General features: G+C 69.1%; 18 protein-coding genes and 1 pseudogene. 8 read left to right on the plus strand and 11 right to left on the minus strand.

Annotation, left to right across the window (positions count from 1 at the left end; translation table 11 throughout):
* The first annotated feature begins 20 nt into the window (after positions 1–20).
* Positions 21–644 carry a TMEM175 family protein gene (locus AB0M73_RS06010; protein ID WP_363887407.1) on the plus strand — a complete coding sequence of 208 codons (624 nt, stop codon included), beginning with the start codon at positions 21–23 and terminating at the stop codon, positions 642–644.
* 7 nt (positions 645–651) lie between these two features.
* Here AB0M73_RS06010 and AB0M73_RS06015 read toward each other — a convergent pair whose 3' ends face one another.
* Complete coding sequence (locus tag AB0M73_RS06015) at positions 652–1743, minus strand: LacI family DNA-binding transcriptional regulator (RefSeq protein WP_363887409.1); 1092 nt, start codon at positions 1741–1743, stop codon at positions 652–654.
* A gap of 40 nt (positions 1744–1783) precedes the next feature.
* Here AB0M73_RS06015 and paaK point away from each other — a divergent pair, with 40 nt between their 5' ends.
* Positions 1784–3103 (plus strand): phenylacetate--CoA ligase PaaK, encoded by a 1320-nt coding sequence (paaK, locus tag AB0M73_RS06020; protein WP_363887411.1) that lies wholly within the window; start codon positions 1784–1786, stop codon positions 3101–3103.
* Positions 3104–3680: 577 nt separating this feature from the next.
* Positions 3681–4394: a GNAT family N-acetyltransferase gene (locus AB0M73_RS06025; RefSeq protein ID WP_363887414.1), complete on the plus strand. Its 714-nt coding sequence runs from the start codon at positions 3681–3683 to the stop codon at positions 4392–4394.
* Here AB0M73_RS06025 and AB0M73_RS06030 read toward each other — a convergent pair.
* Genes AB0M73_RS06030 through AB0M73_RS06065 form a run of 8 tightly spaced genes read right to left on the minus strand, consistent with a single transcriptional unit; the run spans position 4381 to position 12380 of the window.
* Positions 4381–5586, minus strand: a complete 1206-nt coding sequence (locus tag AB0M73_RS06030) for a condensation domain-containing protein (protein ID WP_363887417.1) — start codon at positions 5584–5586, stop codon at positions 4381–4383. The genes AB0M73_RS06025 and AB0M73_RS06030 overlap by 14 nt on opposite strands.
* Positions 5583–6596 (minus strand): hypothetical protein, encoded by a 1014-nt coding sequence (locus AB0M73_RS06035; protein ID WP_363887421.1) that lies wholly within the window; start codon positions 6594–6596, stop codon positions 5583–5585. Before AB0M73_RS06035 ends, AB0M73_RS06030 begins: the two co-directional genes overlap by 4 nt.
* Positions 6593–7567 carry an aminoglycoside phosphotransferase family protein gene (locus tag AB0M73_RS06040; protein WP_363887424.1) on the minus strand — a complete coding sequence of 325 codons (975 nt, stop codon included), beginning with the start codon at positions 7565–7567 and terminating at the stop codon, positions 6593–6595. Before AB0M73_RS06040 ends, AB0M73_RS06035 begins: the two co-directional genes overlap by 4 nt.
* Positions 7564–8526, minus strand: coding sequence for a Gfo/Idh/MocA family oxidoreductase (locus tag AB0M73_RS06045; protein WP_363887427.1), 963 nt, complete (start codon positions 8524–8526; stop codon positions 7564–7566). The genes AB0M73_RS06040 and AB0M73_RS06045 overlap by 4 nt, the downstream gene beginning before the upstream one ends.
* Positions 8516–9697, minus strand: coding sequence for a hypothetical protein (locus AB0M73_RS06050; RefSeq protein WP_363887430.1), 1182 nt, complete (start codon positions 9695–9697; stop codon positions 8516–8518). Before AB0M73_RS06050 ends, AB0M73_RS06045 begins: the two co-directional genes overlap by 11 nt.
* Positions 9694–9948, minus strand: a complete 255-nt coding sequence (locus AB0M73_RS06055) for an acyl carrier protein (protein WP_363887432.1) — start codon at positions 9946–9948, stop codon at positions 9694–9696. Before AB0M73_RS06055 ends, AB0M73_RS06050 begins: the two co-directional genes overlap by 4 nt.
* Positions 9949–9951: 3 nt before the next feature.
* The gene (locus tag AB0M73_RS06060; protein ID WP_363887435.1) at positions 9952–11127 is read right to left on the minus strand and encodes a radical SAM protein; all 1176 of its coding nucleotides are present in this window, start codon (positions 11125–11127) and stop codon (positions 9952–9954) included.
* 11 nt (positions 11128–11138) lie between these two features.
* Entirely contained in the window at positions 11139–12380 is a 1242-nt protein-coding gene (locus AB0M73_RS06065) for an MFS transporter (protein ID WP_363887439.1), read from the minus strand.
* Positions 12381–12883: 503 nt separating this feature from the next.
* Between AB0M73_RS06065 and AB0M73_RS06070 the strand changes: the two genes are divergently transcribed.
* From AB0M73_RS06070 to AB0M73_RS06080, 3 genes and pseudogenes are all read left to right on the plus strand, one after another.
* Positions 12884–13333: a MarR family transcriptional regulator gene (locus AB0M73_RS06070; RefSeq protein ID WP_363887442.1), complete on the plus strand. Its 450-nt coding sequence runs from the start codon at positions 12884–12886 to the stop codon at positions 13331–13333.
* Entirely contained in the window at positions 13330–15006 is a 1677-nt protein-coding gene (locus AB0M73_RS06075) for an MFS transporter (RefSeq protein WP_363887443.1), read from the plus strand. The genes AB0M73_RS06070 and AB0M73_RS06075 overlap by 4 nt, the downstream gene beginning before the upstream one ends.
* A 178-nt stretch (positions 15007–15184) precedes the next feature.
* Positions 15185–16267, plus strand: a pseudogene (locus tag AB0M73_RS06080) (glycoside hydrolase family 19 protein).
* A 73-nt stretch (positions 16268–16340) separates the two neighbouring features.
* On the opposite strand, the gene AB0M73_RS06085 reads toward AB0M73_RS06080, so the two are convergent.
* Entirely contained in the window at positions 16341–16811 is a 471-nt protein-coding gene (locus tag AB0M73_RS06085) for a DUF6542 domain-containing protein (RefSeq protein WP_363887446.1), read from the minus strand.
* Positions 16812–16944: 133 nt separating this feature from the next.
* On the opposite strand from AB0M73_RS06085, the gene AB0M73_RS06090 reads away from it, so the two are divergent.
* Positions 16945–18135, plus strand: coding sequence for an LCP family protein (locus AB0M73_RS06090; protein WP_363887448.1), 1191 nt, complete (start codon positions 16945–16947; stop codon positions 18133–18135).
* Here the strand turns inward: AB0M73_RS06090 and AB0M73_RS06095 are convergent.
* Complete coding sequence (locus tag AB0M73_RS06095; protein ID WP_363887450.1) at positions 18104–20038, minus strand: acetoacetate--CoA ligase; 1935 nt, start codon at positions 20036–20038, stop codon at positions 18104–18106. The two genes, AB0M73_RS06090 and AB0M73_RS06095, sit on opposite strands and share 32 nt — an antisense overlap.
* Positions 20039–20074: 36 nt before the next feature.
* Between AB0M73_RS06095 and AB0M73_RS06100 the strand changes: the two genes are divergently transcribed.
* On the plus strand, positions 20075–21010 hold the full coding sequence (locus AB0M73_RS06100) for a pirin family protein (protein WP_363887453.1): 936 nt from the start codon (positions 20075–20077) through the stop codon (positions 21008–21010).
* Positions 21011–21106 lie beyond the last annotated feature (96 nt).

Here is a 21106-nt window from a genome sequence, read left to right on the forward strand (position 1 = left end):
GTGACTCGCCGAGGGGACCGATGACCGAGAAGTCGCCCGAACGCCTGGTGTTCTTCACCGACGCCGTGGTCGCCATCGCGCTGACGCTGCTGGTGCTGCCGCTGGCCGAGATCGTGCCGGAGGTGGTGGCGGCGCACGGTGAGCCGATCGAGGTGATCACCGGCAACCAGGCCACCATCTGGAGTTTCCTGCTCAGCTTCGTGGTGATCGGCCGGCAGTGGATCAGCCACCACCGCCTGTTCGAGCACGTGCGCGCCTACAACAACCCGCTGTTCATGACCAACATGGTGTGGCTGCTCTCGGTCATCGTGATGCCGTTCGCCACCGAGATGGTCGGCGGCTTCACCACCAACGAGTTCACCTGCCTGTTCTACATCGGCACCATCCTGGTGAACAGCGCGTGCGTGTCGGTGATGACGATGCTCGTGCGGTCCGACCCGGAGCTGATCAACGCGGACACGACCATCTCGGGCCGCTGGGTGTTCAACACGCTGGGCACCACCATCGCGCTGGTGGTCGCCTTCGTGCTGGAGCTGATCGTGCCGACCGTCAACTACTACGCGCTGCTGTTGCTGCTGGTGCCGGGGATCGTGGCCCGGGTTGTGCACCCGGACGCGCCCAAACCGACCCAACTGTCCGAATAGGACTCAGTCACGAGCGGGCGCGGCCGGTGGTGGCCCGCGCCTGGAGGGTGGCCTCCAGCGTGACCGGGGCGGGGTCGGCGCCCGGTTCGTCCTGCTGCGCCAGCAGAAGCTCGGCGACGGCGGCCGAGCCGAGGTCGGCCAGCGGGGCGGCGATGGTCGTCAGCGCGGGCGTGGAACAGGCGCCGACCTTGGTGCCGCCCCAGCCGGTCACGCTGGTCTGCTCCGGAATCCGCACGCCCAGCTGCAAAAGCCTGGCGACGACGCCCATGGCCATCTGGTCGTTGAAGCACAACACGACCGTGGGTAACGGCTGGCGCACGAGCTCGTCGGCCACGGCGCTGCCGCTCTCGAACGACGCCGGCCCCATCGGCTCGACCTCCAGGTCGATGCCCGCGCCGGCCGCGGCCTTACGCAAGGCGGCCAACCGGTCGTGCGCGACCCACGAGTTGTCCGGGCCCGGGTAGTAGGTGGCCGAAGTGTGGCCGAGGTTGGCCAGATACTGCGTGAGCAGGGACATCGCGTGCGGGGCGTGCACGAGAACGCTGCGGTGCCCGGGCACGTGCCGGTTGACGAACACCAGCGGCCGCAGCGAGTCCACCGAGGCGATCTGCTCGTCGGACAGCAGCGAGGAGAACAGGATCAGCCCGTCCACGTCCTTGGCCAGGGCGTGCACCAGCTTCTCCTCGTCGGCGGCGCTGTCGTCGCTGTCCGCGAGCAGCGCGGCCAGGCCGTGCTCGCGGGCGCCGTGCTGGGCCGCCTTGATCATCTCCGGAAACAGCGGATCGGCCAGGTTGGGCACCACCAGGCCGATGTTCGCGGTGCGACCCGTGGTCAGCGAGGCCGCGTTCCGGTTGGGGGAGTAGTTCAACTGCTCGGCCGCGGTGTGCACCTTCAGCCGTGTCTCGTCGCGGAACAGCTCCGGCCGGGTGAACACCCTCGACACCGTGGAGACCGACACGCCCGCCGCGCGTGCGACATCGCGAATCGTAGCTCGCGGCACCTCTGTCCTCTCGCCCTGCGTCCACCCCCTCGACATCCAGTTTAGGACAGCGCGCGGCGCGGTGCCCGGATCCTTGACAAGGCCGCGGCGGCGGCACATTCTTAACCGTCCGTTCGGTCGGTTAACACTGGAGTCGACGATGACGGCAAGATGGGGCGCGGCGCCGACCGTACACGAGCTGACGGCCGCCGAGCGACTCTCCGCCGACGAGCTGCGAGCCCTCCAGCTCACCCGTCTACAGTGGACGCTCCGGCACGCTTACGAGAACGTCCCCTTCTACCGCAAGAAGTTCGACGAGGCCGGCGTGCGACCGCAGGACTGCCGGGAACTGACCGACCTGGCCGGTTTTCCCGTCACGACCAAGCATGACCTGCGCGACAACTACCCGTTCGGCATGTTCGCCGTGCCGCAGGAACAGGTCCGGCGCATCCACGCCTCCAGCGGCACCACCGGAAAACCGACCGTCGTCGGCTACACCGCCGAGGACATCGACACCTGGGCCACCGTGATGGCGCGCTCCATCTTCGCCGCCGGTGGCCGGCCCGGGCACAAGGTGCACGTGGCGTACGGCTACGGCCTGTTCACCGGCGGCCTCGGCGCGCACTACGGCGCCGAGAAACTGGGCTGCACGGTCATTCCCGCCTCCGGCGGCATGACCGCGCGGCAGGTGCAGATCATCACCGACTTCCGGCCCGAGATCATCATGGTCACGCCGACGTACATGCTGACCCTGCTCGACGAGTTCGAGCGACAGGGCATCGACCCCGCGACCAGCTCGCTGCGGGTCGGCATCTTCGGCGCCGAGCCGTGGACCGAGAAGATGCGGGCCGAGATCGAGACGCGGGCCGGGCTGGACGCCGTCGACATCTACGGGCTGTCCGAGGTGATGGGGCCCGGCGTCGCGCAGGAGTGCGTGGAGACCAAGGACGGGCTGCACATATGGGAGGACCACTTCCTGCCCGAGGTGATCGATCCCGTGTACGGCACCGTGTTGCCTGACGGCGAGACTGGCGAGCTGCTGTTCACCTCGCTGACCAAGCAGGCCCTGCCGATCATCCGCTACCGCACCCGCGACCTCACCGCCCTGCGCCCCGGCACCGCCCGGCCGGCATTCCGCCGTATGGACAAGGTGACCGGCCGCAGCGACGACATGATCATCCTGCGCGGCGTGAACGTGTTCCCCACGCAGATCGAGGAGATCGTGCTCGGCACCGCCGGCCTGTCCCCGCACTTCCAGCTCCGCCTCAACCGCCGTGACCGCATGGACCACCTCACCGTGGTCGTCGAGGCCCGGCCCGACGCCCTGGCGCAGGACCGGATCGCGGCCGCCGGCGAGATCGTCGGCCGCGTCAAGGACGGCGTCGGCGTGACCGTGGCCGTCGAGGTGGTGGATCCGGAGACCCTGGAACGCTCGGTGGGCAAGCTCAAACGGGTCATCGACGAACGGCCCAAGGACTAGTTGATCTTGCGGTGTTGAGCAGCCCCCGAATCAATTCTAGTCGAAACGGCCAGCCGGGCTCCGTGGCGAAGGCCTGCGGGAACAGTGGATCGGCCCGTTCACAGGAACATGTGCTTGGATTGATTCGGGGGCGACTCTTTCCGGCCGAAGTCGATGGTGGCTCGGGCTGGGGTGTTCTCGGGGGCTGGCCGGTGAAGTGGTGGTGGCTGCCGCCGGCCGTTGCCGGAGTCGGCCGGTGATGCGGTGCGTGATTCGGGCTGGGTGTTTCCGGGGCTGGCCGTGATGCGGTGGGTGATTTGGGCTGGGTGTTTCCGGGCTGGCCGTGAAGTGGCGTGTGGCTCGGGCTGGGTGTTTCTGGAGCTGGCCGCTGAAGTGGTGGGTGATTCGGCCTAGGTGTTTCCGAGGCCGGCTGGTGATGCGGCGTTGTGGCTCGGGCGAAGTATTCGATCAGCGACACGAGCGTGGTGCAGGCCGGCGTTCTCCGTCTGGCGGCCGCCGGCGCGGCCGCGAGCGGCGGTCCCGTTCGCCGAGGGCTGATCCCACCTTTTGACGTCGGCCGTGACGGCATACTGCGGCGGTGGATCGCGACTATGTGCTGGCCGAGTTCGAGCGTCAGATTCGCCGGGCGGACGGTGAGGTGCTGATCGAGGACGACTGGGCGGGGGTGGTGGCCAGCGATCTGGACGAGGCGACGGCGGACGGGGCGATCGCGGGACACGTGGCCCGGTTCGCGGAGCTCGGCCGCGAGTGGGAGTGGAAGCACTACTCCTATGACAAGCCGGCGGATCTCGCGGATCGGTTGCTGGCGGCGGGATTCACGCCGGAGCCGACGGAAGCGCTGCTGGTGGCGGTGATCGACGAGCTGCCGACGGAAGCGGCGTTGCCGGCGGGCACGACGCTCCTGTCTGTGACCGACGAAGAGACGGTCGAGATGTTCGTCAAGGTGCACAACGAGGTGTTCGGCGGCGACTACTCGGCGGTCGGTCGGAAGTTGCTGGAGGACAAGGAGAACCAGCGGGGCTTCGTGGTGGTGGCCGACGAGGGCCCAGTATCCTGCGCCCGCGTGGAGTTCACGCCAGGAACGGACTTCGCCGGCCTGTGGGGCTGCGGAACGCTGGCGCAGTGGAGGGGACGCGGCCTGTTCAGGGCGCTGGTGGCCCACGGAACACGAGCGGCCAAGGATGCGGGATTCCGCTACTTCCAGGCCGACGCCTCCGACGACAGCAGCCCGATCCTGCAACGGCTCGGCTTCGTGCAACTGGCCACGACCACGCCGTTCATCCATCCCTGAGCTGCGCGGCGACATCCCGCCACAGCTGACGGACGGCCGGCTCACGCCAGCCGCCGCCGCACCCGCTGATGTGTCCGACGACGGCGCCGGCCGGGGTGTCCCGGGTGCGGAGGTCGAGGCCGAACGGGGTGTCCGTCGGCGGGCCGGCGGCGGTCAACACCTTGCCGGTCACCGGCCCGAAGGCGATGCCATCAGGCCGGTCGGGCGGCATGAACTCGAGGAAGTGGTTGAGCGCGGGGGTGAAGCCCGGGATGAGGGCGTGCAGCTCCAGCAGGTCGAACCGGTTGTATCGCTGGCACCGCACCAGGATGTCGCGCACGGCGCGGGAATAGTCGGCGGCGAGCCGGTCCGGCGGGGCGGGGACCGGGAAAAGGGTGACTGCGAAGCAGGGCCCCAGCATCCGCTGCCACTGTGGACGGTCGCGCTTGCGGAAGATGGTGGAGAACAACAGATCGCCGCCGCTGACGTGCGGACCCATGGCGCAGGCGAGAGCGGCGGCCAGCGTGGTCAGCACGGTGCCACGGTGCGCACGGCCGAACTTCGCCAGTGCCGTGAACTCCTCGACGGACAGCAGATCGTCCCGGTACTCGAACGACGGTGCGGTGGAGTCGGCGGGAACGCGGGCGAAAGCCCTGCCACCCAAGCAACTTTCCCACCAAGCGCGGGCGGCGACCTCGTCGGCCCGCTGCTGTTGGCCTTCGAACGTGACGTACTCGCCGAACTGCGCACTGGGTGGTGGCACGGCAGGACCGCCGAGTTCGGCATGGTACAAGGCACCCAGTTCGGCCAGCGCCGACCACAGTGTGACCGGATCGCAGGCAAGGTGTTGCAGGTGAAAGGAAAGCCGGTGCTCGTTGGTGCCGTGGCGGGACACGGTAACCGCGAGAGGCGTCGGGCTGGAAGCGTAGACCGGGAAGTGCACGCCGACCTCGTCGAGGAGCACGACCTCGGACGAGGCTCGCGGGGACACGACCTGGGCGTCCTCGACGAACCGGGTGCGCAGGATCTCGTGCCGCCGGATCAGCTCGTCGACGGCGCGTTGCAGCACAACGAGATCCAGCGGGCCGCGCAGCTCGACGACGGCGCTGATGGTGTAGAGCGGGTCGGTGAACGAGCCGGGGTGCGCGCGTTCGAGGCCCATGCACTGCCGCTGCCAGATGGACAGCGGCCAGGTCGTCTCCACGCTGGTCATCGGCGCGCCAACTCCTCGGCGTAGTCGGGAACATCGGCCTTCAGCAGCGCCTCGTGCAAGGGCCGCAACAAGTCCGGGTCGAAGCCCGACGCACGCCAGGTGTCGAAGGGAATGCCGTACCCCAGCGAGCACCACAGGTCGGCGTTGCGCTGCTCGTGCGCGCCGAACGGCTCCAGGAGCACGGCCGGCGTCGCCGACCACAGGGAGTCCAGCAGGGTGCCGCCGCCGGGCTTGCTCACCGTGGCCAGCGCGGTCCGGGTCAGATCGAAAGACCCGTGGTGGCCGACGCCGCGCGTGAAGTCGGCGCCGACCTCGCCGAACGGCGGGTATCCGTTGTCCAGCCAGGGATGCCACTCCGGATCGACCATGAAGTACCGCACGCCCTGGGCTGTCACGTCCCGGCCCTCGTAGGCGATGACGTCCAGCTGCAACCCGTGTTCCAGCAGTTCGCCGATGCGGTCCCGGTAGGTGCCCATGCCCCAACCGCCGCCGTGCAGGAACACACGCGGCGAGCGATCCGCCCAGGGGATCGGAGGTTCATGGCTGACTCGGATGCTGCACGGGATGGTGCCGGCCTCGGCGTCGGCCAGCCACACCGGACGAACGTCAAGATCCGTGACTGTCTTGGTGAATGACGGTGAAGCCACCGAATCAACATGGCAGACGTCGATCGCACAGTCGTAACCGGCCAGGATGGGCAGCCAGAAGCCGGAGAACACCACCACGCGGTCCACACCCCGCGCCCGCCAGTCGGCGAACAGCGCCTCGACCGCCGCCGGATCCACCGAGTCCGCCGGCGAGCCGGCCATCTTCTGCCCGGCCAGCGCGACCCGGAAGTCCCGGTGGAAGGCGAACTTCATGGTGGCGGTGGTGGCCAGCTTCTGGGCCGGCAGCAGCCGCTCCACCACGCTGACGCCGACGGGAACTCCCTTCTCGCGCAACCGGTCGGCCAGCAGCAGCCCCGGCACGTGCACGCCGAGGGCGACACCCGAGGTGAGAATCTCGATCATGACTGCAACTCCGTGAGTGCCTTGCGCAGGTGCAGGGAGGTGATCTTCACGAGCGCGTCCCGGTCCGGCCCCGAGTAGCCGCGCGGGGCGCCCTCGATGAGCATGATCAGGTACAGATAGGTGCGGTAGAGGGCCAGCCGTCGGCGGGCGGCGTCGGTGAAGTCGAGCGGGCCGTAGCCGTCGAGGAAGGCGGCGTCGTCCTCGATGCTGGCGAACAGGGCGAGGGACACCATCTCGGCCAGGGGATCGCCCCAGAACGCGCGCTCGCCGTCGACGATGCCGGTGATCTGGTTGTCGTGCAACAGGATGTTGCCGGGCCAGAGGTCGAAGTGCACGAGGACCGGCGTGGTGACCTCCTCCAGCACGGACGCGTTGGCGCCGATCAACTGGCGGATCTGGGACAGGGAACGCGGGAGCGGCGTCTCCCAGTGGGCAGCGTCGGCCAGCAGGACGTCGAGCATGCCGAGGAAGGCGGTGCGCCAGCTGGGCGACGTTTCCCCTTGCGGATAGCCGAATTCATCGCCGGTGATCCGATGCAGGTCGGCCGCCATTCGGCCGAGGTCACCACGCAGGCGGTCGCGGTCGGTGTCGGCCAAGGAGGAACGCAGGCCGTACCAGTTGGCTCCGGGGAGCTCGGTCATGAGTAGGAAATCGCTGTCGAGGAGATCGCGGGAGAAGTCGGCGTGCACGACCTCTGGCACGGGCACCACACCGGAAGCGGTGCGGTAGAACAGAGTCTCGGTCCGCATGAGGTCACGCTCGTAGGACAGACCGGGCATGGCCGGGTCGGGCGCGATCTTCAGCACCAGCCCGGAGCCGTCGGTGAGGCGGAGGCGGTAGGCGGCGTTGTAGCTGGCCTCGCTCAGCTCCGACCGCTCGGCCAGCCGGGACGGCGCGATGCCGGACGCCGACAGCACACGGGCCAGCTGTACGTCGTCGATGTGCCGCTGGTAGCTGCTGATGCTGGTCACGATGCCTCCCTGGCCCGCCGATGGAGGGCGGCCATCAGCGTGATGCGGTCCACGGCGGCGTCGAGTTCGCCACCGCCGGAGGCCACCATGTCACGCACGCGGGCCAGCTGGAGGTCGTAGTACGAAACCGGTGGGAACGCTTCCACGGTGGTCGGCCCGCCCACCCGCCGGATCGCCAGGTTGAGCGGCAGGGCGCCGGCGGCGGGCAGCAGGAAGTTGCGGATCTTGACCGTGGCCTCGGCGAAGGTGAACTCGTGGTTGGCGATGTGCTTGTCGCCGACCGAGCAGTGCAGTTCGGCCGTCAGGCCGGGCCAGGTCAGCGCGGCGTCGAACGAGCGGTCGACGCCGTTGGGCCCGTCGAACGCGGACTGCGCGGAGCCGACCGCGCCGTCAAGGCCGACCGTCGCCTGCACGGCCTGAAGCCAGTAGCCGGCGCTGTCCAGGAAGATGCCGCCGCCGAGCTCAGGATGATCCCGATAACTCCCCGGCGCGGGCACGCCGAAGCGGATCTCGGTGCGGATCCGGGTGAGCGGGCCGAAACGGTTGCCCAGAATCATCTCCCGGACCGCGGCCTGCCACGGATGCCCGATCGTCGGCACTGCCTCGATCACCTGCACGCCCACCGCTGCCGCGGCGATCTCGGCCGCTTCCAAGGCCGACAGGCACAGCGGTTTCTCGACGACCACGTGCTTGCCGGCTTCGGCCGCGGCGACCACCCACTCCCGGTGGGCGGAGTTGTGCAGCGACACGTAGACGGTGTTGACGGCCGGATCCGCCACCAGCTCGGCATACGTGTCGTGCACACGGTCGATGCCGTGCCGGGCGGCGAACTCCTTGGCCCGCACCGGATCGGAAGCCGCCACCGCCCGCACTGTGACGTCGTCGAAGGCCGACGCCGGCCGCAGGATGGCCCTCTCCGCGATCCCGGTCGCGCCGATCAGCCCGATGTCAAGCGGCATCGGCAACTCCCTTCGGCACCAGCCCGGCGGCCGTCAGCGCGACCACCACCGCGTCCTGAAGCCGCCGGACATCGTCGGTCACCAGCCCCAGATACACCCGCCCACCCGGGGCGGCCAGCCCGCTGCCGCTGAGCACGATCACCTCGGGCCACGGCAGGGCGGCCACCACGTCCTCGATGCCGCGCCGTTCGGGGATCCGAAGTTCCAGCTGCCACAACCGGAAGCCCGGCATTCGCCGGGCCAACAGCAGGGACAGCAGGCCCAGCGACCGCCGGGCGTTGATCTCCAGCACCGGCACGACGGTCCCGTCGGCCAGCCCCATCGAGTCCACGCCGACCGGACCCCAGTAGCCGGCCGCCGACACCGCCTTGGCCACCGAGCCGAGCACCTCCACGTAACCGCTGCGCTCCACCAGGTCCAGCAGCTCGACGGACGGCGGGGCGGAGCCGATGTGCCGGAAGCCCCGGTTGTTCATGGCCTGCACGCCGAGGAACTCCCAGCCGCCGTCCCGAAAGACCTCCAGGTGGCCGGAGAAGTCCAGGCGCTTCTCGAACTTCGGCTGCACCAGCAGCTCGATCCGGCGATCCTGCCGGGCCAGGGTCCTGGTCACCGCCCGCAACACCCCGGGCGTGGCGACCTCCAGCATCGCCCGCCCGGACACCCCGTACGGGTCTTTGACCACCACGGTCCCGTCCACGGCCGCGGTCAGCTCCTCCACGGAACGAACCACGGTTCCGGTGCCGGGCAGCCCCAGCTCCAGGGCGAGATCGTTGGACCAGGACTTGGAGTTCACCGCGGCCACCACCGGCAGGGGCGGCAGATCGTCCGTCCAATCGAGACGGACGGTGTCCGGCAGCACCGCGTAGGGGCGGAACTCGGCATGCGACCACAGCTGAGCCGAACCGAGGAGAGCGCTTTCCACAGTGCCGGCAGTGGGAACTGGACATGCATGCTGACGGAAGGTGATCCCGCGAGCGGCCAGCCCCGACACCACCGCCGGCGCGACCGGCCGCCGCGTGACCAACAGATCGCCCGGTGCACAGAACCCCGCCAGCAGCTCGTCCATCGACTCCGCGGCCCCGTCGGCGGCAGCGGCCGCCGGCAGTGTGGCCAGGTCGGGCGGTCGCCACCACCGTTCCGCGTCGAAGGTCCCCAGGACGACGGCTGTCACGCGGCCAGCGCCAGCTGCCGCACGTACGAGGCGAACTGCGACACCGACCGGAGATGGTCCAGCTCCAGGTTCTCGTAGTCCAGCTCCAGGTCGAAGGAGTCCTCGATGCCGAGCAGGAAGGAGATCATCTGCAGCGAGTCCAGGCCGTACTCGTCGACCAGGTCGGCGTCCAGCGCCACCTCGTCCACCGCGAGCCCGTTCGACAGCACGCCGACCAGCACCGCGCGCACCTTGTTCTCGACGTCGTCCATGACTCACACCCCGTTCAGGTAGAGGAGAATGCACTTCGAGCAGACCGGCATCATGCCGTTGGCCGACAGGATCGACCGCACCTCGCGGAACGCCGTGCTCTGCCACAGCTCGGTGACCTCGGTGTCGTAGAGGTTGCCCACCACGAACTCGGGGAAGAACTTGCAGGAGCTGACGTTGCCGTCGGCGTGCACCTCCATCCGGTTGGACACGGCCAGGCACTTGGACCGGCGCTGCGCGGGACGGGAGGTGCCGAGGATGAAGTCCTCGACCTCGTCGGCCTCCAGCTGCGGCTGGTACCGCACGCGGACCCGCCACGACCGGGAAGCCAGGCGCGCCATGGACTCCCGTAGCACGGGCAGCTGCTCGGACGGCAGCTGGTAGGTGTAGGAGTGCCAGGTCGGCTGCTTGGTGCCGGTGTCGGGCTTGAGCCAGGAGAACGACTTCTCGTACACCTCGTCCATCTGCGTCGCCACCTCGGGGCTGATGTACCAGGGGAACTGGAAGTACACGGTGTTGACGCCGAGCTCCTCGGCCCACTCCATGAACTCGTACATCTTGCCCACGGTCACGTGTGAGACCATGCAGGACAACGAGATCTCGCCGTCGAACTGCCCGGACCGCTTGAGGTCCAGCATCATCCGGATGTTCTCCATGGTGCGCTTGAACGTGCCCTTGCCGCGCAGCGCCTCATGGTCCTCGCCCAGCCCGTCCAGGCTGATCAGCAGGTTCAGGTTCTCCCCGATGCGCAGCAGGTCGTCCAGCTTGCGCTTGAACAGCAGGCCGTTGGTGCACATGTTGACCGTGCGGGGATAGCGCTCCAGCAGCTCGGCCACCTGGCCGAACTTGGTGTGCATCAACGGCTCCCCGCCCCACAGGAACAGCTTGGACCGGGTGGGCGCGGTGGTGCGCAGCACGCTGGAGATGATCTCCACGTCCAGCTCGGTCTTCTGCCGCTCGGGGCTGAAGTCCCGGAAGAAGCCCTGCTCGTTCCACTGGTAGCAGTGGCTGCACCGCAGGTTGCAGCGGTAGGTCAACTGGAGGCTGACCTCCTGCGGCAGCGGCGCGGCGTAGCCGGGGTCGGCCAGCAGGCTGCGCCGGGCCCGCGACCGCATCGCCACGGTGTGCTTGATGTCGGCGAATTCCTTGGCGTTGATCCTTCGTGTGGTGAGCGGGTGCATGTCTTCCCCAATCAGGCAGCGACAAGTTCGGGTGGGGCGAGGTTTCGGTCGGGGTGGCGAACGAACAGCACGCCGGCGGCGGCGAGCAGGCCGCCGGCGGCCAGCACGAGCGCGAGCCCGTCGGTGACGCCGAGCCAGCCCGTGGCGGCGCCGGCCGCCAGCCCGCCGGCCAGTGATCCGGCCGGGACGGCGGAGGAGACGATGGTGCTGACGGTGGCGTGCACGGCGCTCTCGTGCCCGGCCGGGGCCAGCGACTGCCGCACGCCCGTGGTGAGGACCGCCCACACGGGCAGCCAGAACGACGACAACACGCGGATGGCCACCACCACGGCCACGGGCGCGACGAGCAGGCCCAGCGGCAGGGCCAGCCAGGTGGCGCCTTCGAGCCCGGACGCGAGCATCAACCGCCGCACGCCGAACCGCGCCGCCAGCCGGGCCGTCAGGAACGCGCCGGCCAGCGCGCCCAGCGATCCGGCGGCCAGTAGCAGTCCACCGCCCACACTGGACAGTCCCAGCGCACGGTAGGCGAACAGCAGCAACACCGTGTCGACGACGCCGATGCCGAAGGCGCGCAGGGCCGAGCCCTGCACGATCCGCCATAGCGTGGGGATGCGGCGAACCTGGCCGAGGCCGTCACGAATCCTGGTCAGCACCGGGTCACGCCGCTCAGGCCGGGGCAGTGGCTCCACGGTGGCCACCCGGGACTGGCCGAAGGCCGAGAGCGCGAAGGGCAGGGCGTTGACGGCCAGCGCGGCCAGCGGCCCGACCACGTCGATGAGCAGGCCGGCCAGCGCCGGCCCGACCAGCTTGGACAGGCTGTTGGAGCTCTGGAGGCGGGCGTTGGCGGCGAACAGCGAGCGGGGCTCGACAAGCGTCGGCAGGTAGGTCTGGCCGGCGACGTCGCCGAACACCGTGGCCACACCGGCGATCGCGACCGCCACGACCAGCCCGGCGACGCTGATGTGACCCATCGTCGCGAACGCGCCGACGGCGACGAAGGCGAGCAGCCGGGTGAGTTCGCCGGCCACCAGCACCGGCCGCTTGCGCACGTGGGCCAGCGGGCCGCCGGCGAGCATGCCGAACACGGGGTAGGCCAGCCAGCCGGTCGCGGACAGCAGGCCGACCTCGGCGCTGGAGGCGTGTAGCACCAGGATGGCGATGCTGGGCGCGGTGAAGCCGGTGAGACGGTCCCCGACGAAGCTCGCGGTCTGACTGAACCAGTACCAGCGGAAACAGGCCGGAGCTCTGCTCATGCGGTGCCCGATCGCATGCGTCCCCAATCCGTCGCGGCATGGGCGAATATGCCGCGACAACGTTGTCAGGATGCGCGCCTACGAATGGAAAGTAAGCGACGGTCGCGATTGTTCAGTGCGGTGTTGTCCCATCGGGCAGTGATGCTTTCATCTTTGGACCCCCGGTTTTCGGGCCTGCTCATGCCCTGTTCGGAAGCTAGCCCGGCCCCCGGGTGGACTCAAGAGCGTTTCAGTGATGCACACGAACGGAGCAGTAATGCTACCGACGGTGACCATATCGGTCCGTGTGGTCCGTGCTTCTGTGGACTGAAACATTCGGAACACGAATGCTTCTCGGTGTTCGGATGATCATGGACGTGAATTTCCGTGGAGCTACCCACTCGCGGAATAGCGTCACTATTCACTCGATGAGTAGTGCGTTAATTGCTGTTACTCGCCGTGTCTGGATGGTCACTTCATTGGAAGCTTGCCAACCCAGACTGATAAACCTAGTGTTGGTACCCGTGGCTGAGCTGAAGGAGCTGTCGCCGGACCTGGTCCGGGCCGGGGCCGACCTGCGGGTCGCCGTCGGCCGGATCGCCCGCCGGCTGCGGCAGGCCCACGAGGTGGGCGACGTGACCCTGTCCGAGGTGTCGGTGCTGGCCCGGCTGGACCGTGACGGCCCGAAGACGCCGGCCGCGCTGGCCGAGCTGGAGCGGATCCGACCACAGGCCATGGGCGCCACACTGTCCGAAATGGAGAGTCGTGGCCTGGTGCGGCGCGAACCCGACACGGTCGACGGCCGCAAGGTGCTGGTCTCCGTCACCGCAGCTGGCCGGAAGATGTTGTCGGAGCGGCGATCTGCCAGCGCCGAGCGAATCACCCACGCCCTCGCCGAGGAGTTCACGGCCGTGGAACGACGCAAGCTGCTGGCCGTGCTGCCGCTGCTCGACCGGCTGGCGGAGCGGCTGTGACGGCGATCAGGGACGAGCCCGCGATCGGCGGCCGCTACAAGTGGATCGCCCTGTCCAACACCACGCTCGGCGTGTTCATCGCCACCGTCGACGGCTCGATCGTGATCATCTCGCTGCCGGCCATCTTCCGCGGCATCGGACTGGATCCGTTGGCCCCGGGCAACATCAGCTATCTGCTGTGGATGATCCTGGGCTACCTGCTGGTGTCCGCGGTGCTGGTGGTGGCGCTGGGCCGCCTGGGCGACATGTTCGGCCGGGTCAAGATGTACAACGCCGGTTTTGCCATCTTCGCCGCCGCTTCCCTTGCCCTGTCACTGGATCCGCTCATGGGAGCCCCCGGCGCGCTGTGGCTGATCGGCTGGCGCGTCGTGCAGGCGTTCGGCGGCGCGATGCTGACCGGCAACTCGGCCGCGATCATCACCGACGCCTTTCCGGCCAACCAGCGCGGAACCGCTCTGGGCATCAACCAGATCACCGCGCTGGCCGGGCAGTTCATCGGTCTGCTGGCCGGCGGCTTCCTGGCCGTGATCGACTGGCACGCGGTGTTCTGGGTGAGCGTTCCCATCGGCGTGATCGGCACGTTCTGGTCCTACCGCAGCCTGCGCGAGATCGGCACGCCGCAGCCGGCGCGCATCGACTGGGTCGGCACGCTCACCTTCACCGCCGGCACCGGCGCCCTGCTGGCCGCGATCACGTACGGAATCCAGCCCTACGGCGGACATCCGACCGGCTGGACGAGTCCGACCGTCCTGGGTGGACTCGCGCTGGGCATCGCGCTGCTGGTGGTGTTCTGCATCGCGGAGACCCGCATCCCCCATCCCATGTTCCGCCTGGGCCTGTTCAAGGTCCGCGCCTTCGCCGCCGGCAACATCGCCGCGCTGCTCACGGCCGTGGCCCGCGGCGGCATGCAGTTCATGTTGATCATCTGGTTGCAGGGCATCTGGCTTCCCTTGCACGGCTACGACTTCGAGGACACACCGCTGTGGGCCGGCATCTACATGCTGCCGCTCACCTTCGGCTTCCTGGTGGCGGGCCCGGTGGCCGGCTTCCTGTCCGACCGGTTCGGCGCGCGGCTGTTCGCCACCGGCGGCCTGGTCCTGGTGGTGCTGGCGTTCCTCGGCCTGCTGGCGTTGCCGGTGAACTTCTCGTACACGCTGTTCGCGCTGTTGCTGTTCCTCAGCGGCATCGGGCAGGGCATGTTCTCCGCGCCGAACACGTCCGCGATCATGGGCGCGGTCCCGGCCGCCGACCGCGGCGTCGCCTCCGGCATGCGGTCCACGTTCCAGAACTCCGGGACCTCGCTGTCCATCGGCGTCTTCTTCTCGCTGATGATCGTCGGCCTCGCGTCCTCGCTGCCGACGACGCTCACCGCCGGCCTCCAGGCGCAGGGCGTGCCGCTGGGCACCGCCCAGTCCATCGCGTCGCTGCCGCCGGTCAGCACGCTGTTCGCCGCCTTCCTCGGTGACAACCCGATCGCCCACCTGCTCGGCCCCAGCGGCGTGCTCAAGACCCTGCCGCCCGACCACGTGGCCACGTTGACCGGCAAGGAGTTCTTCCCGCAGTTGATCTCCGGCCCGTTCCACCAGGGCCTGGTCACCGTGTTCGGCGCGGCCGCCGTCATGGCGGCGGTCGCGGCGCTGGCCTCGCTGCTGCGAGGCCGCACCGTCCGCTGACCGGACGAATCCGGTCAGCTGGCTGGCCTAATCCGACGTTCACACTCTTGACTGGTATAGACCAATCGGATTGAGTGGTCCAGCCCACAGAGGGCAGGTTCGGCGCCAGCCGCCACTCCCGCCGATCCTGTGCAGTTCCTCGGGCCCACGCAGCCCCGCGCGTCGAGGAGTGATCGGCTTGTCGTTACGACGAATCCTGGCCGGACTGGCCACCGCCGCGGTGGCCGCGACCCTCGCGGTCGTGGCCCCCGCGACCGCCAACGCGGCCACCTGCGCCGCCGCCTACAGCGCCACCCAGGTCTACACCGGTGGCATGTCCGCCTCGTACAACTCGCACAACTGGCAGGCCAAGTGGTGGACCCAGGGTGAGGCGCCGAGCACCGGCGGCACCGGGGTCTGGGCCGACCAGGGCGCCTGTTCCGGCGGCTCGGGCGGTGGCGGCGGTGGCGGCGGAACCACCTGCAGCTACCCGGACTGGGCCGCGGGCGTCAACTACGTGACCGGCAACATCGTGCGCTACCCGGCCAACGGCCAGTACTACTAGGCCACGCACGACAATCCCGGCTACGACCCGACCATCAGCACCTGGTTCTGGTCGCCGTTCTCCTGCACCGGCGGGGGCGGCGGCGGTGGGGGCGGCGGCACCGGCGCCTTCCCGGTGAGCGAGGCGCAGTTCAACTCGATGTTCCCCAGCCGCAACAGCTTCTACACCTACGCCGGCCTGACCGCGGCGATCGCCAAGTTCCCCGGCTTCGCCAGCACCGGCAGCGACACCGTGCAGAAGCAGGAAGCGGCGGCCTTCCTGGCCAACGTCAGCCACGAGACCGGCCACCTGGTCTACGTGACCGAGATCGACAAGTCGGGCAACTACTGCGACACCAGCCAGTCCTACGGCTGCCCGGCCGGCACCTACGCCTACTACGGCCGCGGTCCGCTCCAGCTCAGCTGGAACTTCAACTACAAGGCGGCCGGCGACTACCTCGGTCTGAACCTGCTGGGCAACCCGTACCTGGTCGAGCAGGATCCGTCCGTGGCCTGGCAGACCGGCCTCTGGTACTGGTTCACCGGCACCGGCGCGGGCGGCGTCACGTCGCACAACGCGATGGTCAACGGCAACGGCTTCGGCGCGACGATCCGGGCCATCAACGGCGGCCTGGAGTGCAACGGCAACAACACCGGCGAGATGCAGGACCGGGTCAACCTGTACCAGCAGTACGCCTCGATGCTGGGCGTCTCGCCCGGCGGCAATCTGACCTGCTGACGCCGTTGTGAAGTTCGGAAGGGACCATTCCTCCACTCGGAGTGGAGGAATGGTCCCTTCACGCCGTCCGGAGTCAGGCGGCGGCCGGCTCGGGCTCCGACGGCTCGGGTGCCGTGGCGGCCGGGCGGCGGCGGGTGATGATCAGGCGGATCAGGCCGATGACGACGGTGGCGATGGTCACACCGGCCTGGAGAACGAAGTTGTTCACCAGCGGCATGCCGAAGGTCAGGGCCTGGTTGACGAACTGCGAGCCGAGCTGGGAGCCGAGGCTGCCGTTGCCGCCGTTGAGCAGCAGGGCCATGGGCGAGGCGGCGAACAGCAGGATCAGCGGCGGCTGGACCATCGGGCCGAACAGGTTGCGCCGCCGCACCAGCAGCACGGAAAGCAGGCAGCCGCCCGCATATGCGGCCTGGAACGGCAGGCCGAGGCCGTGGTTGACCGTGAGGTCCACGTACGCGCCGGCCGCGGTGGTCGCCAGCGGCAGCAGGATCGCCGCCCACCAGGGCAGACCCCACGGTCGAGCGGTCGTCGTCTCGGTTTCCATGCTCCCTCTTCACCTCATCCCGTTCAGGGTAGTGACGCCGTGGGTACGCCCAGGGTTGCGTCCCAGGACACATGCAACCGGATCGTGCGGTCGGGCGTCTGCCTTGTGGGGAGTTCGTTTTCGGGGAGGAACAGTGCGCACTGCAAGACCTGCCGTGGTCACGGGAAGAGCCGTGGTCGCGCTGGCCTCGGTGGCGGTCATCGGGCTGTCCGGCTACGGCTGGAGCCTGCTGAGCCAGGCCCAGGCGCACATGACCACCGACAACGTGATCGAGCACCACACGCCGCCGGCCCGGCCGGCGACCATCCAGCACCAGGACGGCCAGGACGTCAACTTCCTGCTGGTGGGCATCGACAGCCGCACCGACGTGCACGGCAATCCGCTGCCGCCGGACGTGCTGGCCTCGCTGCACGCCGGCCCGGACGACCACTTCCTGAACACCGACACGCTCATGGTCGTGCACGTGCCGGGCGACGGCGGCAAGGCGTCGGCCATCTCCATTCCCCGTGACTCGTACGTGGACATCGCCAGCGGCGACGGCTCGGGCGGCTACGGCAAGCACAAGATCAACTCGGCGTACTCGATCGGCATGAACAACAACGGCGGCTCGCAGACCGAGGGCCGCAAGACGCTGATCAAGACGGTGGAGAAGTTCACCGGCGTGACCATCGACCACTACGCCGAGATCAACCTGTACGGCTTCGACCTGATCAGCCAGGCCCTCGGCGGCGTGCCGGTGTGCCTCAACCACGCCGTCAACGACAGTGAGTACTCGGGCGCGGTGTTCCCGGCCGGGCCGCAGAGCCTGTCCGGCGTGCAGGCGCTGCAGTTCGTGCGCCAGCGGCACGGACTGGACAACGGCGACATCGACCGCGAACGCCGCCAACAGGCATTCCTGGCCTCGGCCGTGCACCAGCTGCTGTCGGTCGGCACACTGACCAGCCCCAGCAAGCTCAACGACATCATCACCGCCGTGCAGAACTCCATCGTGCTGGACCAGGACTGGAACCTGGTGCAGTTCGCCCAGCAGGTGCAGGGCATCTCCGGCGGCAACATCACCTTCGACACCGTGCCGATCGTGAACATCACCTACTGGACGCCGGCCGACGGCGACGCCGTGCAGGTGGATCCCGAGCAGGTGCAGGCGTTCGTGGCGGCCAAGTTCGCCGGCGACGCGGCCGCGCCGCCGACGTCGACCACCACCGGCCCGCCGCCGACCGGCAAGGCGGCCGCCGACGGCAGCCGCAAGTCGCCGATCGTGTCGGACGACACCGCCAAGACCGACCAGTCGATCACCGCCAGCGGCGTGACCTGCGTGAACTGAGCTCGGCGAACACGTCGAGCAGGCGGGCGTCGTCGACCGACTGCGGATCGACGACGTCCTGAATCTTGGCCCCCTGGAGCAGCCGTTTCACCGGCACCTCCAGCTTCTTGCCGGTCCTGGTGTGCGGAATGCCCGCAACGGCAATGATCTCGTCGGGCACGTGCCGCGGCGAGGCGTCGGTGCGAATGGCGGCGCGGATCCGTTCTCTGAGCTCGTCGGTGAGTTCCACGCCGTCGTTCAGCACCACGAAAAGCGGCATCCAGTAGCCGCCGTTGTCCTGCTCCGCCCCGATGACCAGCGACTCGGTGATCTCCGGGAGCTTCTCGACCACGGCGTAGATGTCAGCGCTGCCCATCCGGATCCCGTTGCGGTTCAAGGTGGAATCGGATCGCCCGTGCACGAGCACGGTGCCGCGGCTCGTGATCGTGATCCAGTCGCCGTGCCGCCATACGTCGGGATAGGCGGTGAAGTAGGCGTCACGGTAGCGAGTGTCGCCGGGATCGTCCCAGAAGGACAGTGGCATCGACGGCATCGGTTGGGTGACAACGAGTTCGCCGACTTCGTCGATTACGCTGCGGCCTTCGGCGTCCCAGGCCTCCAGTGCGACGCCGAGGCAGGGGGCCGACATCTCGCCGGCCCAGATCGGGACCGTCGGCACCGGGCCGGCGAAGGCGCTCACCACGTCCGTGCCGCCGCTGGTGGCGGCGAGGGCGATGTGCGAGCCCAGTTCCGTTGCCACCCAACGGTAAGCGGCTTCCGGCACCACGGATCCGGTGGCGCCCAAGGCTCTGAGCCTGGGCAGCGATGGGTGGACGGAGGCCTTCTCCGACGCCTGGAGGTACGCGGGGCTGGTGCCGAGAACCGTGACATCCAGGCGGGCGGCCAGATCCCACAGCGCGCCGGGCGTCGGGAAGCCGGGATTGCCGTCGTGGCAGACGATCGCCGCCCCGACGAGCAGGCCGGCCACCTGGAAGTTCCACATCATCCAGCTCGGCGACGTGTACCAGAAGAAGGTGTCCCGCGGTCCTAGATCCAGGTGCAGGGACAGCTGTTTGACGTGTTCCAGCACCACGCCGCCGTGGCCGTGCACGATGCCCTTGGGCTTGCCGGTGGTGCCGGAGGAGAACAGCACCCACAGCGGATGGTCGAACGGCACGGCGACCGTGGTCAGCTCGTGGTCGCCGTCCGCCGACCACGGCCTGGTCCCGGGCGGGAGTTCGAGGCCGAGGCGGGGGACGACGATGACGGCTTCGAGCGAGGGGATCTCGTTGCGTATCAAGGAGATCGCCTCGCGGCGGTCCTGCGGTCTGCCGTTGTAGCGGTAGCCGTCGGCGGTGATCAGCACCTTGGGGGAGAGCTGGCCGAGGCGGGCCACCGCGGCCGGGGCCGAGTAGTCCTGCCCGCACGAGGACCAGATCGCCCCGAGACTGGCCGTGGCGAGGAACGCCACCACTGCCTCGACGATGTTCGGCAGGTAGCCGACGACGCGGTCGCCCTGGCCGACGCCGAGGGCCCGCAACGTGTTCGCCACGGCCGCGACCTGGCGGCGCAGCTCGGTCCAGCTGAGGGTCCTGGTCGGACCTTCCTCCGGTGCGTCGATCACCGCGGTGCCCTCACGGGCGTGCCGGAAGACCTGGTCAACGTAATTGAGGGTCGCCCCCGTGAACCACCGCGCCCCGGGCATCTCCGCCGAGGCCAGCACCTCGTCGTGCGAGGTGGCGATGATCCCGAAGTACTCCCACAGGGAGCCCCAGAACCGCGCCGGCTCCGCCACCGACCACGCGTGCAACGCCGCGTAGTCGGGGAGGTCCGGACAGGCGTGCGCGGGCAGCCACCGCCGGTAGCGTTCGACGTTGCAGCCGTCGACGACAGCTTGGCTCGGAATCCAGACGGGCCCTGTCATAGTGGTGATCAGCGTACTTCCGACAGGGGTCTGTTGATGAGCAACCAGTGCACCAATCCCTCCCTCGAAGCCTCCGACCCGGTCGTCGACAAGACGCGGTTGCTGGAGGCGCGGGCCGTGCCGCTCGGCGGCCTGCGGGCGATGAAGGTGGACCGGCTGCTGCCGCACCGCACCCTGCCCACCGTCGGCGCCTGGTGCTTCCTCGACCGGTTCGGGCCGCAGTACGACGACATGACCGTGCTGCCCCATCCACACACCGGGCTGCAGACCGTCACCTGGCCGCTGGCCGGCGAGATCCGGCACCGCGACAGCCTCGGCAGCGACGTCCTGATCAAGCCCGGGCAGCTCAACCTGATGACCGCCGGTCGGGGGATCTCGCACTCCGAGTTCTCGCTCGGTGACCGGCCCCGGCTCGACGGGCTCCAGCTGTGGGTCGCCCTGCCCGGATCGGCCGACAGCGTCGCCCCGAGCTTCGAGCAGCACGCCGACCTGCCGGTCTTCACCGACCACGGCCTTCGGGCGCGGGTGTTCATCGGCTCCATCGGGGACGTGACCTCCCCTGCCACCACCTACAGCCCCCTGGTCGGGGCCGATTTCTCCCTCTCCCCCGGCGACACCGCGACCGTGCCGCTGCGGCGGGACTTCGAGCACGCGCTGGTGGTCGTGGAGGGGTCGTTGTCGGCGCTGGGGCATGACCTGCCGTCGGGGCCGATGCTGTACCTGGGGGCCGATCGGGACCACGTCACCGTGACGAGTGACGGCGGCGCCCGGGCCGTCCTGCTCGGCGGCGCGCCGTACGAGGACGACCTGGTCATGTGGTGGAACTTCGTCGGCCGCAGCCACGACGACATCGCCCAGGCCCGGGCCGAGTGGGCGGACGGCGACCGCTTCGGCCTGGTCAAAGGCCACGACGGCGCCCGCATCCCCGCCCCACCCCTCCCCGGCGTCAGATTGACACCCCGCCGCCGCTGACCCCCGCGAGATGCTCCTATGGTCTGTCAAGCCGTTTGGAGGGTGGGCAGCGCGGCTAGATCGGCCATCAGGCGTGGGTAGATCTCCCGGGCGGCG

It is taken from the genome of Kutzneria sp. NPDC051319, from assembly GCF_040682195.1.
In the GTDB taxonomy this organism is placed as follows: Bacteria; Actinomycetota; Actinomycetes; order Mycobacteriales; family Pseudonocardiaceae; genus Kutzneria.

What these genes read in the sequence shown, in the direction of transcription:
- AB0M73_RS06045 (WP_363887427.1), bottom strand. Translation starts at nt 8,526, where the DNA reads ATGCCGCTTGACATCGGGCTGATCGGCGCGACCGGGATCGCGGAGAGG.
- AB0M73_RS06030 (WP_363887417.1), bottom strand. Translation starts at nt 5,586, where the DNA reads ATGACCAGCGTGGAGACGACCTGGCCGCTGTCCATCTGGCAGCGGCAG.
- AB0M73_RS06060 (WP_363887435.1), bottom strand. Translation starts at nt 11,127, where the DNA reads ATGCACCCGCTCACCACACGAAGGATCAACGCCAAGGAATTCGCCGAC.
- AB0M73_RS06055 (WP_363887432.1), bottom strand. Translation starts at nt 9,948, where the DNA reads ATGGACGACGTCGAGAACAAGGTGCGCGCGGTGCTGGTCGGCGTGCTG.
- paaK (WP_363887411.1), top strand. Translation starts at nt 1,784, where the DNA reads ATGACGGCAAGATGGGGCGCGGCGCCGACCGTACACGAGCTGACGGCC.
- AB0M73_RS06010 (WP_363887407.1), top strand. Translation starts at nt 21, where the DNA reads ATGACCGAGAAGTCGCCCGAACGCCTGGTGTTCTTCACCGACGCCGTG.
- AB0M73_RS06035 (WP_363887421.1), bottom strand. Translation starts at nt 6,596, where the DNA reads ATGATCGAGATTCTCACCTCGGGTGTCGCCCTCGGCGTGCACGTGCCG.
- AB0M73_RS06065 (WP_363887439.1), bottom strand. Translation starts at nt 12,380, where the DNA reads ATGAGCAGAGCTCCGGCCTGTTTCCGCTGGTACTGGTTCAGTCAGACC.
- AB0M73_RS06100 (WP_363887453.1), top strand. Translation starts at nt 20,075, where the DNA reads ATGAGCAACCAGTGCACCAATCCCTCCCTCGAAGCCTCCGACCCGGTC.
- AB0M73_RS06085 (WP_363887446.1), bottom strand. Translation starts at nt 16,811, where the DNA reads ATGGAAACCGAGACGACGACCGCTCGACCGTGGGGTCTGCCCTGGTGG.
- AB0M73_RS06095 (WP_363887450.1), bottom strand. Translation starts at nt 20,038, where the DNA reads ATGACAGGGCCCGTCTGGATTCCGAGCCAAGCTGTCGTCGACGGCTGC.
- AB0M73_RS06015 (WP_363887409.1), bottom strand. Translation starts at nt 1,743, where the DNA reads ATGTGCCGCCGCCGCGGCCTTGTCAAGGATCCGGGCACCGCGCCGCGC.